Here is an 11,377-nt window from a genome sequence, read left to right on the forward strand (position 1 = left end):
GTGAGCTGCTCTGGCATAGCGCACGCGCCATGGATGAGTGGCTCTGGACAGAATGATCAGGCACCCTTTTCGGCCCAACGTTCCTTGATCTGCAGGATTTGCGGCAGGCATTCGATGAACAGCTCGACCAGGCGCGGGTCGAAGTGCCGACCACTCTGCTCACGCAGGAAGGTGACGGCCTCGTCCACCGGCCAGGCCTGTTTGTAGGGGCGCACGCTGGTTAATGCATCGAACACATCGGCAATGGCGACGATGCGCCCCTCCAGTGGGATCTCTTCGCCGGCGAGGCCATTGGGATAACCACTGCCGTCCCATTTCTCATGGTGCGACAGGGCAATGCGCTGGGCGGTATGCAGCAGCCCGCTGCTGTGCTCACCGATGATGCGCGCGCCGATCTCGACATGCTGGCGCATCACCTGCCATTCCTCATCGTCGAGCTTGCCGGGTTTGCGCAGCACCGCATCGGGAATGCCGATCTTGCCTACGTCGTGCATCGGCGCGGCGTTGAGCAACTCCTCGGCCGCGCTCTCGCTGAAGCCGGCAGCCAGCGCCAGCACCTTGGAAAAATGGCTCATGCGGATCACGTGCAGGCCGGTCTCGTTATCCTTGTACTCGGCCGCCATGCCGAGGCGCTGGACGATCTCCAGGCGCGTCTGTTTCAGCTCGTCGAGGCGCACCAGCGACAGGTGCGTGCGCACCCGCGCACGCACGATGGGGGGGCTGACGGGTTTGGTGATGTAATCCACCGCCCCGACCTCGAAACCCCGCGCCTCGTCGTCCACGTCTCCCAGCGCGGTGACGAAGATCACCGGAATCGCGGCCAGCACCGCATTGGCCTTGAGCGCCTGGCACACTTCATAGCCGGTCATGCCCGGCATCATCACATCGAGCAGGATCAGGTCCGGCGTTTCTCGCTCGACCATTTCCAGGGCGCGCACACCCTCCTTGGCAAATAGCAGGCGATAGTCGTCTTGCAGGATATGACGCAACACCTGGAGGTTGGTCGGTTCGTCATCGACCAGCAACAGCAAGGGTCGCGTGTCGTGGGTTTGAGTCATGATGGGGCGGTTTCCTCTTCCTGCAATCGCAGCAATAGCTGATCCAGCGCAACGAGCGCCCGATCGAAATCGAAGTCGTCCAGTGCTTGGCGGATCAGCGCCAATGTCCCGGTATCGGCCAGCCCGTCATCGAGCACGGCCATGGCCTCGTCATCGAGGCCGCCGCGTTGCAGCGCCGCGCGCAACTTCAGGCAAGCCTCGCGCAGCGCCTGTACGTCCTGGGTGCGGTTGCTGGCGTCCTTCTCCGGCACCTGAGGCACGACCTCGGCGACCGCCTGCAGCGCGTGTTCGAGACTGCCCAGCAGTTCCCGCAGCCACGCTTCATCCTGAGCCTCGAAGGCCTGCTCAAGCGCCCGGCCCAGATCAGTCAAGCCAGTCAGCGCCAGGTTGCCTGCGGCGCCATGCAGACGGTGCGCCTGGGCGCGCCCGGCCTCCCAGTCACGGGCGCTGACCAGCATGCTCAAGCGTGCAACCAGACCGGACTGCTCGTCGATGAACGCAGCGATCGCTTCGGCCATGCGCAGCGGCCCGCCCCAGAGGCGGCTGCCACGTATCCAGTCGAATAATCCTTCGCTACGCACCACGCTGGCCAGTGCACCCGGCATGTCCGTCAGGCCGAGTAGACGCGCGATTTCCCAGAGCAGCGCATTGAGATCCAGAGGTTTGGAGGCAAAGGCATTCATGCCGGCATCCAGCGCCGCCTGGCGATCATGATCGAGCACGCTAGCAGTCAGGGCGATGATCGGGGTCGGCTCACGGCCTTCCGCCGCCTCCCGCGCACGAATCCGGCGTGACGCCTCCAGGCCATCGATACCGGGCATCTGCACGTCCATCAGGATCAGGTCGAAGGGTTCTTCGGCAAACGCGGCAAGCGCCAGTTCACCATCCGCAACCCCGCGAACACGATGCCCCAGACGCTGCAGATTGATCTGCAACAGCTCCAGATTCTGCGGCACATCGTCAGCAGCGAGAATGTTCAGTTGGCCAAGGCTCGGCAACGTATGCGTTTGCTGGGGAGCGAGGCGCTTGCCGAGTCGCAGCGGCACCTCGACACTGAAACAACTGCCCACACCGAGGGTGCTTTCCACACGCAAATGCCCGCCCATCAGCTCCACTAACTGGCGTGAGATGGTAGTTCCCAGCCCTGTACCGCCAAAACGGCGGCTCATGGATGCGTCGGCCTGAGCGAAGGGCTCGAAAATCTTCTCCAGGCGGTCGCTCGCAATCCCGATGCCCGTGTCGAGCACGGACAGACGTATGGCGCCGGCCTTGCCGGAAACCCGTACACGAACTTCACCTTGCTGGGTGAACTTGACGGCATTGCCGAGCAGGTTGGTCAACACCTGCTGCAGGCGCAACGGATCACCGCAGAAGTACTCGTCGACCTCCGCCGGGTACTCCAGATGCAGGCTCAACCCCTTGTTCTCTGCGATCAAACGCTGGCTGGCACAGACCTGCTCGCACAACTCGCGCAGGGAAAAGTCGATCTGTTCCAGCTCGATCGCGCCGCGATCGAGCTTGGCCGTATCGAGGATGTCGTTGAGCAAGCCCAGCAGCGAGCGAGACGAGTGCTGCACGGTACCGAGATGGCGGCGCTGCTCGCTGGACAGCGGCGTATCCAGCAGCAGCTCGGTGAAGCCGATGATGGCATTCATCGGCGTGCGAATTTCGTGGCTCATGTTGGCCAGGAAGCTGCTACGCGCCGCAGCTGCGGCCTCGGCGCGATCACGGGCCGCACGTAAATCCTGCTCCATCACGCGGCGAGGCGTAAGATCGGTGGCCAGCTTGACTACCTTGAACGGCTTGCCGTCGGTGTCGAGGATCGGGTTGTAGCTCGCCTGAATCCACACCTCGCGCCCACCCTTGCCAATGCGCCGGTATTCACCCGTGCGAAAGTGCCCGGCACGCAACTCGTCCCAGCTTTGCCGGTAGTGCTCGCTGGCCACCAACTGCGGGTCACAGAACATTGCATGATGCTGCCCGATCACCTCTTCGTACTGGTAGCCAAGCAGTTCCAGCGCATTTTCGTTGATATCCAGGATATTGCCGTCCAGATCGAACTCGATCAGCGCCATGGCCTTGCTGATCGCGGTGACCTTGCCTTCATACTCGGCATGGCGGCGCTTGGTCTCGGTCTGATCGAGCAGAACGCCATCGATCCACTTGGGGATGCCGTCCTCACCGCATACGGCACTGCCACTCTCCCAGATCCAGTGCTCACGACCGTCACGATCAAACAGCCGGTACTCGACCGTGTAGTTGCGCCCCTGCTCGATCGCCGCGACCACCTGCTCGGCCACCGGTTGATAGTCGTCAGGGTGATACAACTCGGCGATCGAGCGACGCCTGCTGATGAAGTCATCGGCGCTCCAGCCGGTCAGCGTCTGCACCGCGTCGCTGATGAACAGCATCGTCCAGTCGCGGTCGAGCAAGCAGCGGAAAGAAACGCCAGGAATATTCGAGATCAGCGAGCGGTATTGCTGCTCGCTCTCGCGCAGTGCCTTCTCCATGCTCTGCCGCTCGCTGATATCGGCAACGAAGACGACGAACAGCGGGCGAATACCGGCATGGGTGATACCGACGCTGATCCGCACCGGTTTCTCTTCTCCATCGCGAGTGAGACAGATCAGTTCCCGCTCACCATTGGCCATGGACAGTTGCCCGGTGCGCAGATAGTCGCTGAGCAGTCCCTCGACCTCAGCGATAATACGCTGAGATATCAGCGCGCTCATGTGCATACCCACCAGCGAATCCGGCTCCCAGCCGAACAGACGCGTGACCGCACGGTTGGCCGAACGTACGACGCCCTGATAATCCACGGTAACGATGGCATCCAGCGCAGTATCGAAGATCGAACGCAGGTGTTGCTCGCTGATCTTGAGCTGTCGACTGAGACGGCGGTAGCGCAGCAGGGTGTTGACCGCCACGACGAAAACCGTGAGCGCGACGGTCAACAGGCTGATGGCACCGGCGACATAGCCGCTGTCGACGATGGCAATCGGCGCATTGCTTTCCGGTGTGCCGACGAAACGTGCAGCCGCCATGCCGGTGTAATGCATACCACTGATCGCCAGCCCCATCACCAGAGCACTGATCAGCAGCGCCCAGAGCGCAGGCAAGCGGCCTTCCAGGCCGAATCGCACCCACAGCGCAAGGATCGCCAAAGCCACCGCCACGACGATGGACAGGGCGAACATCCAGGGGTCATAACGCAGCAAGGGCGCCATCTGCATGGCCTCCATGCCGCAATAGTGCATCGCGCCGATGCCGGCACCGACCAGCACGCCGCCCGTGCACAACTGCAGCAGGCTCAGGTCGCGCCGGGCCAGAAGACTCAGCGCCACCCAGGACGCAGCCAGGCTTGGCAGCATCGAAAGCAGCGTAATGCCCAGATCGAAGCGCACCGTGGCACAGAGTTCGAACGCCAGCATGCCGAGGAAATGCATGGCCCAGATACCACCGCCCAGCGCCAGCGAACCGGTCAGGATGGTGACCTGGCGTGCCAGAGGGTGACTGCTGTCACGGGCTTCACCGGCCAGTTGCAAGGCCATCCCGGCGGTGAAGACGGCGATGACGAGCGACAGCAGCACCAGAACGGGGTCATAGCTGCTGAGTACGAGGACGCTGGGATCGCCCCCCATGATGAACATCAGTTCGAAAATCGACATACAACCCCGGTAGACAGGCTAGTACCTAGCCAAATGCCAGCATCACAAACGACGCAGGGGCGCTTGTCAATTGAACCTATGCGATGGCGCCCATAGAAAAGCCCGCCGAAGCGGGCTTTTCATGAGCTTAGCCGGTCAGGCGGACAATTCCACCAGCAGCTTGTTCAGGCGCTGCACGTAGGCCGCCGGATCCTTCAAGCTGTCACCTGCGGCCAGAGCGGCCTGATCGAAGAGGATGTGCGACAGGTCGGCGAAGCGATCTTCATCGGCTTCGGCATCCAGGCGCTCGATCAGCGGGTGGCTCGGGTTGAACTCGAAGATGGGCTTCGAGTCGGGCACCTTCTGTCCGCTGGCTTCGAGGATCTGGCGCATCTGCAGACCGAGATCCTGCTCGCCAATGGCCAGGATCGCCGGCGAATCGGTCAGACGATGCGAGACGCGCACCTCGGCGACCTGCTCACCCAACGCCCCCTTGAGACGCTCGACCAGCCCTTCCTTGGCCTTGGCGACTTCTTCCTGGGCCTTCTTGTCCTCTTCCGAGTCCAGCTTGCCCAGATCAAGGTCGCCACGGGCGACATCGACGAACTGCTTGCCATCGAACTCGGTCAGGTAGCTCATCAGCCACTCGTCGATACGATCGGTGAGCAGCAGCACCTCGATGCCCTTCTTGCGGAAGACTTCCAGGTGCGGGCTGTTCTTGACCTGCGCGTAGCTTTCGCCAGTGAGGTAGTAGATCTTGTCCTGGCCTTCCTTGACGCGGCCCAGGTAGTCGGCCAGCGATACGCTCTGCTCGTCGCCCTCGCCAGCAGTGGAGGCGAAGCGCAGGAGCCCCGCGATCTTCTCCTTGTTGGCGAAGTCCTCTGCCGGGCCTTCCTTGAGCACCTGGCCGAAGGCTTTCCAGAAGGTTTTGTATTCGTCCGGCTTGTCCTTGGCGAGCTTCTCCAGCATGTCCAGTACGCGCTTGGTCAGCGCCGACTTCATCGAGTCGATCACCGGATCTTTCTGCAGGATTTCACGGGATACGTTCAGCGACAGGTCGTTGGAATCGACCACGCCCTTGATGAAGCGCAGGTACAGCGGCAGGAACTCGTCGGCCTGATCCATGATGAACACGCGCTGCACATAGAGCTTGAGGCCCTTGGGTGCTTCGCGGTGGTACAGATCGAACGGCGCACGGCCCGGCACGTAGAGCAGCGAGGTGTACTCCAGCTTGCCTTCGACCTTGTTATGGCTCCAGGTCAGCGGGTTCTCGAAGTCGTGGCCGATGTGCTTGTAGAACTCCTGATATTCCTCGTCCTTCACGTCGCTGCGCGCGCGCGTCCACAGGGCGCTGGCGCGGTTGACGGTTTCCCACTCGGGCTCGGCCGGCTTGTCCTTCTCCTCGCCGTGGTGCTCTTTCGGCAGCTCGATAGGCAGGGCGATATGGTCGGAGTACTTCTTGACGATGTTGCGCAGACGCCAGCCATCGGCGAACTCTTCTTCGCCGGCTTTCAGGTGCAGAACGATACGAGTGCCGCGTTCGGCCTTGTCGATGGTGGCGATGTCGAACTCACCCTCGCCCCTGGACGACCAGTGCACACCCTCGGCTGCGGACAGACCGGCGCGACGGGTGAATACCTCGACCGTATCAGCGACGATGAAGGCCGAATAGAAGCCCACACCGAACTGGCCGATGAGGTGCGAATCCTTCTTCTGATCGCCGGACAGGTTCTTCAGGAAATCGGCGGTGCCGGACTTGGCGATGGTGCCCAGGTGCGCGATGACTTCATCACGGCTCATGCCAATGCCGTTGTCTTCGAGGGTGACGGTCTTGGCGTCCTTGTCGAAGGACAGGCGAATCTTCAGCTCGGCGCCGCCTTCAAGCAGCTCGGGCTTGGCCAGCGCTTCGAAACGCAGCTTGTCGGCGGCGTCGGAAGCGTTGGAGATCAACTCGCGCAGGAAGATTTCCTTGTTCGAGTACAGGGAATGGATCATCAGGTGAAGCAGTTGCTTCACCTCGGTCTGGAAGCCCAGGGTCTCTTTTTGAGTTTCCACACTCATCGTCGTTCTAACTCCATCTGTAGGACAGGAACCGCTACGGCGGCGGATGACCTACAGATGGGGCCAGCCCGATGGATTTCAAGGCTCCAGCAATTGCAGGCTGGCGATCTCTTCGGGTTTGAAGCTGAAGCTGGCCTGGCCACCGCCACTGCCGAGCTGCTGATTGAGGCGCACGCTGCCGTCGGCATCGAGACCGGCGAAACGCCCTTCCACCGTGCCGCCAGTGGTTCGACTCAGGCGCATGAGCAGGTTGCGGTACTGCTCGGGATTGCGCTGCAGGCGCGTCAGACTGAAGCGCTGGCGCCGATCCAGAGGGCGATTGACGGGTACCTCCTCGGTGCTCGCGCTGCTCACCTTGGGCGCCGGGCTGGCCACGGCCAACGGTGCATAGTGATCACCCTCCACGCCCCAGCCCTGCCCCGCATGCTTGATCAGCCGCACGGGCAGTTGCTCGAGACGCTGATCGATTCGCGCCTCGACCTGCAAATCCAGGGGCTCACCGGTAAAGCGAAACACCGGCAGCTTCAAGGAATCGACCTGCGTTGTCGCGAAGCGCCGTTGCAGGTAGTCGTGAAGCACATGAGCAATGGTGTCGGTGGAGTCGTAACTGCGATCGACACGGCCATCACGGTAGCGCAGACCATCGCGGTACAGCTCCACACGCCCACTCAGGCTGGTCTTGAAGCGTGGCGGCAACACCAGGTGAAAATCGCCGATCAGCCGATTGGGGGCCTCGGGGCGCAAGTCCAGATGCAGGGTATAGCCATGATTCAGGCGCCTGGCCTCGGGGAGATCCTGCTCGGGTAGCAACCAGCTCAGCTCGATTTCGGGCAGATCGCCATTATCTTGTGGCAGCACATCGACCCGAACCTCGTCACCCGACAGCTTGGCCAGACGAATGTTGATCTCGCGCAGGGCGAAGAAATCACTGCCCTCGCGCAAGCTGAGCACACCGTCGATCAACTCGCCCTGCTGGGGCTGGAAGGGCTCACCATTGAGCTCACCGCGTAATTCGATGGCCAGTTCGGCTGGCGCTTTTTCCTCGGCCTTGAGCCAGTCCAGACGCAGGATCGCAGCCAGGCGTTCGGCGTCCTTGTTGGCCAGCAGCGTCAGGCCAACGACCAACGGAATGATCCCCAGCCCGACCAGCATCAGGGCACTGCGCGCCTTGGCCCAATGGCGCAGTACATAGAACAGTGTGATCGGCGGGATCAGGCTGCCCCACCCCCACAGGAGGCTGGTGGAAAAAGCCCGCATCACCAGCCAGACGAGGCCGGTAAGCATCAACAGCAAGCCACCGATTATCAGCAGTGCATCCATCCACGAGTTCCTTGTTGTCGTCAGTGCTGCGCAAGGGCCAAGCATGATAGCGCCTGCGCCCGTTGTCGGCATTCGTGTAAGCGAATCGGGAACTTCATCACTCTCGTGCGGCTCCAAGCACTGCGTACGGGCTCAGCCCTGCGCCCATAACTCTCAGACATGGAGTGCTACCGTGAATAAACCTCTGACTTATGCCCTGCTGCTTGCCACTGCCCTGGGTCTCGCCGCCTGCGAGAAAACTCCGGAAGACAAGATGGAGTCGGCCAAAGAGTCAGTCTCCGAAGCGATGGAGAACCTGGGTGACGCCGCCAAAGACACCGGCGAAGCCATCGAGCAGAAAACCAACCAGGCCCTGGGCAACGAGCCCACCACGGGCGAGAAGATTGAGGACGCAGCCAGCGACGCCGCCGACGCCATCAAGGACGCCGGTGATGAAGCCAAGGATGCGGTTGACGGCAAATAAACCTGCCCGAATGAACAAGGCCCGCATCATGCGGGCCTTTTTCATTTCAGTGCCGGGGTCAGCATCAGCAACAGGCTGCAGGCCAGACCGACGACCCACACCAGGCTGCGCTGCCAGTGCAGATCCCACCAGTAGAACAGCAGATACAGCACCCGACTGACGACGAAAGTGACCGCCAGCACATCGACCAGAACGCCATAGGTCTGGGTGACATGGGCCATCAGCACACCGACCGCGAATAGCGGGAAAGCCTCGAAGCTGTTCAGATGCGCGGCCAGCGCACGCGCACCGAAACCAGTCAGACGCGCCTGCTGGGCACGCGGATGATGATTGTCGTAGCGACCGCCACCCTCCTCGGCCATCGCCTTGGCCACCGGTGCCTTGGCGATGAAGATCAACAGGGCGCTGATGAAGATGCACCAGAACGGTAAGCTCATTCACTTTTCTCCTTGGCCGCCTCGGCAGCCGGCGTGGGGGTGTAGACCATCACTTCCAGAACATCCGAGTGGAATTCGCGGCGATACAGCACCAGCACCACACCGGCAGTGACCAGCATGAAGAACCAGGGGTTGATGAACCATGCCAGGGTCGCCATACCGAAATAGTAGGCGCGCAGGCCGAAGTTGAACTGGTTGGCCGCCATCGAAATCACCCGCGCGGCCCGCTCGGCGAAAGCGCGGCGCTCCTGCTCGGTGACGTGACGCTCACCGACCATGGGCGCGGAGCCCACCAGCACCGCGGCGAAATTGTATTGGCGCATGCACCAGCTGAAGGTGAAGAAGGCGTAGACGAAGATCACGCCCAGGCACAGCAGCTTGATCTCGGACAGACCCCGGCTGGCCGGCTGCACGAACGGAATGTCAGCCAGCAGTGACAGCGCGCGGTCGGAAGCGCCAAGTACGGTGAGAATACCGGCCAGGATGATCAGCGTGCTGGAGGCGAAGAACGAGGCGTTGCGCTCGAGGTTGCCGATCACGTTGGCATCGGCGATGCGGTTCTCGCGCAGCAGCATGCGCCGCATCCAGTCTTCACGATACAGATGCAGAACACTGGCCAGACACGGCGTGGTGCGGCCCTTCCACGAGGCATAACGGGTGTAGCCGCCCCAGCACAGGACGAACCAGAGCGCGGCGAGAACGTGAAGCAGGTGAGTGTCGCTGATGGGCATGCCAACTCCTTGTAAGACTGCCGCGAATTATAGCCAGAGCATCAACGTCCCGGTTCGATAAAAGGCAAAGTAAAACGCCGCGAAATCGCGGCGTTTGCAAAACCTAGCAGGAGCCTCGTGAGCTCCACCGGCTCAGGCAGTCTTGGCTTGTCGGGTACCGACGATACGGTCGAGCAGGAAGACCACCGCCAGCGTGATCAACACCGGCACCAGCCAGCCAAGGCTCTTGTCGGCCATGGGCAGTTGCCCGAACCATGCCGGCACCCAGTCACCGAAAGCCGATGCTGCCAGACCATCGGCCACGCCGAAAATCAGGGTCACCGCCATCACCGGCACGAAGACCAGTGACTGCAAGCGCCACAGACCACTGGCCAGGCTCAGAGCGACCAGCACGATGGCCAGCGGGTACAGGCCGACCAATACGGGAACGGAAAAGCTGATCAGTTGAGTCAGCCCCTGGTTGGCAACGACCAGGCTGAATACGCCGAACGTGATCACCACCACGCGATAGGAAACCGGCAGCAGCTTGCTGAAGAACTCGCCACACGCCGTCAGCAGGCCAACGGCAGTGGTCAGGCATGCGAGGGTGATGACCACCGCCAGCAGCAGACTGCCGAGCGTGCCGAAGGTGTGCTGCACGTAGGTGGTCAACACTTGCACGCCATTTTGCGCATCTCCGGCGATGCCCTGACTGGTCGCGCCCAGGTAGAACAGCGTCAGATACACCAGCGACAGCCCCGTGGCGGCGATGACGCCTGCGATCACCGAATAGCGCGTTACCAGCCCGGCTTCGCTGACGCCTCGATCACGAATGGCACTAGCAATGACGATACCGAACACCAGCGCACCGAGCGTGTCCATGGTCAGGTAACCCTGCAGGAACCCTTGCACCAGCGGCGCTTCGCGATAGCTCTCCTGCACTTCACCGAGGCCACCCGCCGGGGCGAACAGCGCCGCGCCACCCAACACCAGCAGTGCGGCCAGCAGAACCGGCGTAATGAATTTGCCGATGCGGTCGACCAGGCGCCCAGGATTCAGCGACAGGAACAGCACCACGGAGAAATAGGCGATGGTGTAGAGCATCAGCGGCAGTGGTTCGTTGCCACTGAAGGGCGCGATGCCCATTTCGAACGAGACCACCGCCGTTCGCGGCGTGGCGAACAACGGGCCAATGGCGAGGTAGACAGCCACCGCCAGCGCCGTGCCGGCCACCTTGCCGAGCGGAGCGGTCAGGCTGTCCATGCCGCCGCCAACGCGAGCCAGCGCCACCACGGTCAGCAAGGGTAAGCCCACGCCCGTAAGGAGGAAACCGAGCGCCGCCGGCAGAAGATTCGATCCTGCGGCCAAACCGGCGCTGGGCGGGAAGATGATATTGCCAGCGCCAAGAAACAGCGCAAATGTCATGAAGCCTAGGGCCAGGAGATCCGAGCCTTGCAAACGAGTCATAGAGGGGAGTACCACAGGCAGAAAATCAAGAAATCGCGAGGGTTTCCTTCAGGGATCGGGGAAACGTCGCTCGAGCGTTTGGCCCGAGCCACTGCACGCATCGCCAGCGCTTGTGACGCCACGGACGCGATAGGCCGACAATGTTAACCAAAACCGCCCAGCCTCCGCTTGGCAGAGGGTAAAGCTGTCGAACCAGCACAAATGACTGTCGCAT

8 protein-coding genes are annotated in these 11,377 nt (G+C 61.9%); 1 reads left to right on the forward strand and 7 read right to left on the reverse strand.

From position 1 onward, the window contains the following. Positions 1 to 56 precede the first annotated feature (56 nt). The 4 genes from VC352_RS02285 to VC352_RS02300 form a co-directional block, all read right to left on the reverse strand. On the reverse strand, positions 57 to 1,058 hold the full coding sequence (locus tag VC352_RS02285; RefSeq protein WP_322977954.1) for a two-component system response regulator: 1,002 nt from the start codon (positions 1,056 to 1,058) through the stop codon (positions 57 to 59). Continuing rightward, positions 1,055 to 4,726, reverse strand: a complete 3,672-nt coding sequence (locus VC352_RS02290; RefSeq protein ID WP_322977955.1) for a PAS domain S-box protein — start codon at positions 4,724 to 4,726, stop codon at positions 1,055 to 1,057. Before VC352_RS02290 ends, VC352_RS02285 begins: the two co-directional genes overlap by 4 nt. A gap of 135 nt (positions 4,727 to 4,861) precedes the next feature. Further along, positions 4,862 to 6,766, reverse strand: a complete 1,905-nt coding sequence (gene htpG, locus VC352_RS02295; RefSeq protein WP_322977956.1) for a molecular chaperone HtpG — start codon at positions 6,764 to 6,766, stop codon at positions 4,862 to 4,864. 78 nt (positions 6,767 to 6,844) lie between these two features. Beyond that, positions 6,845 to 8,086 (reverse strand): MFS transporter, encoded by a 1,242-nt coding sequence (locus VC352_RS02300; protein WP_322977957.1) that lies wholly within the window; start codon positions 8,084 to 8,086, stop codon positions 6,845 to 6,847. Positions 8,087 to 8,258: 172 nt separating this feature from the next. Between VC352_RS02300 and VC352_RS02305 the strand changes: the two genes are divergently transcribed. Further along, positions 8,259 to 8,549, forward strand: coding sequence for a hypothetical protein (locus VC352_RS02305; RefSeq protein ID WP_322977958.1), 291 nt, complete (start codon positions 8,259 to 8,261; stop codon positions 8,547 to 8,549). Positions 8,550 to 8,590: 41 nt separating this feature from the next. Here VC352_RS02305 and VC352_RS02310 read toward each other — a convergent pair whose 3' ends face one another. From VC352_RS02310 to brnQ, 3 genes are all read right to left on the reverse strand, one after another. Further along, positions 8,591 to 8,986 carry an MAPEG family protein gene (locus tag VC352_RS02310; protein WP_322977959.1) on the reverse strand — a complete coding sequence of 132 codons (396 nt, stop codon included), beginning with the start codon at positions 8,984 to 8,986 and terminating at the stop codon, positions 8,591 to 8,593. Next, a complete protein-coding gene (locus tag VC352_RS02315) occupies positions 8,983 to 9,717 on the reverse strand; it encodes a DUF599 domain-containing protein (RefSeq protein ID WP_322977960.1) in 735 nt (244 codons plus the stop codon). Before VC352_RS02315 ends, VC352_RS02310 begins: the two co-directional genes overlap by 4 nt. Positions 9,718 to 9,849: 132 nt before the next feature. Next, on the reverse strand, positions 9,850 to 11,163 hold the full coding sequence (gene brnQ / locus VC352_RS02320) for a branched-chain amino acid transport system II carrier protein (protein ID WP_322977961.1): 1,314 nt from the start codon (positions 11,161 to 11,163) through the stop codon (positions 9,850 to 9,852). Positions 11,164 to 11,377: the final 214 nt, after the last annotated feature.

Origin of the sequence: Pseudomonas sp. C11, from assembly GCF_034683865.1 — a bacterium.
Lineage (GTDB): Bacteria > Pseudomonadota > Gammaproteobacteria > Pseudomonadales > Pseudomonadaceae > Aquipseudomonas.

What these genes read in the sequence shown, in the direction of transcription:
- VC352_RS02300 (WP_322977957.1), bottom strand. Translation starts at nt 8,086, where the DNA reads ATGGATGCACTGCTGATAATCGGTGGCTTGCTGTTGATGCTTACCGGC.
- VC352_RS02315 (WP_322977960.1), bottom strand. Translation starts at nt 9,717, where the DNA reads ATGCCCATCAGCGACACTCACCTGCTTCACGTTCTCGCCGCGCTCTGG.
- VC352_RS02310 (WP_322977959.1), bottom strand. Translation starts at nt 8,986, where the DNA reads ATGAGCTTACCGTTCTGGTGCATCTTCATCAGCGCCCTGTTGATCTTC.
- VC352_RS02290 (WP_322977955.1), bottom strand. Translation starts at nt 4,726, where the DNA reads ATGTCGATTTTCGAACTGATGTTCATCATGGGGGGCGATCCCAGCGTC.
- brnQ (WP_322977961.1), bottom strand. Translation starts at nt 11,163, where the DNA reads ATGACTCGTTTGCAAGGCTCGGATCTCCTGGCCCTAGGCTTCATGACA.
- htpG (WP_322977956.1), bottom strand. Translation starts at nt 6,766, where the DNA reads ATGAGTGTGGAAACTCAAAAAGAGACCCTGGGCTTCCAGACCGAGGTG.
- VC352_RS02285 (WP_322977954.1), bottom strand. Translation starts at nt 1,058, where the DNA reads ATGACTCAAACCCACGACACGCGACCCTTGCTGTTGCTGGTCGATGAC.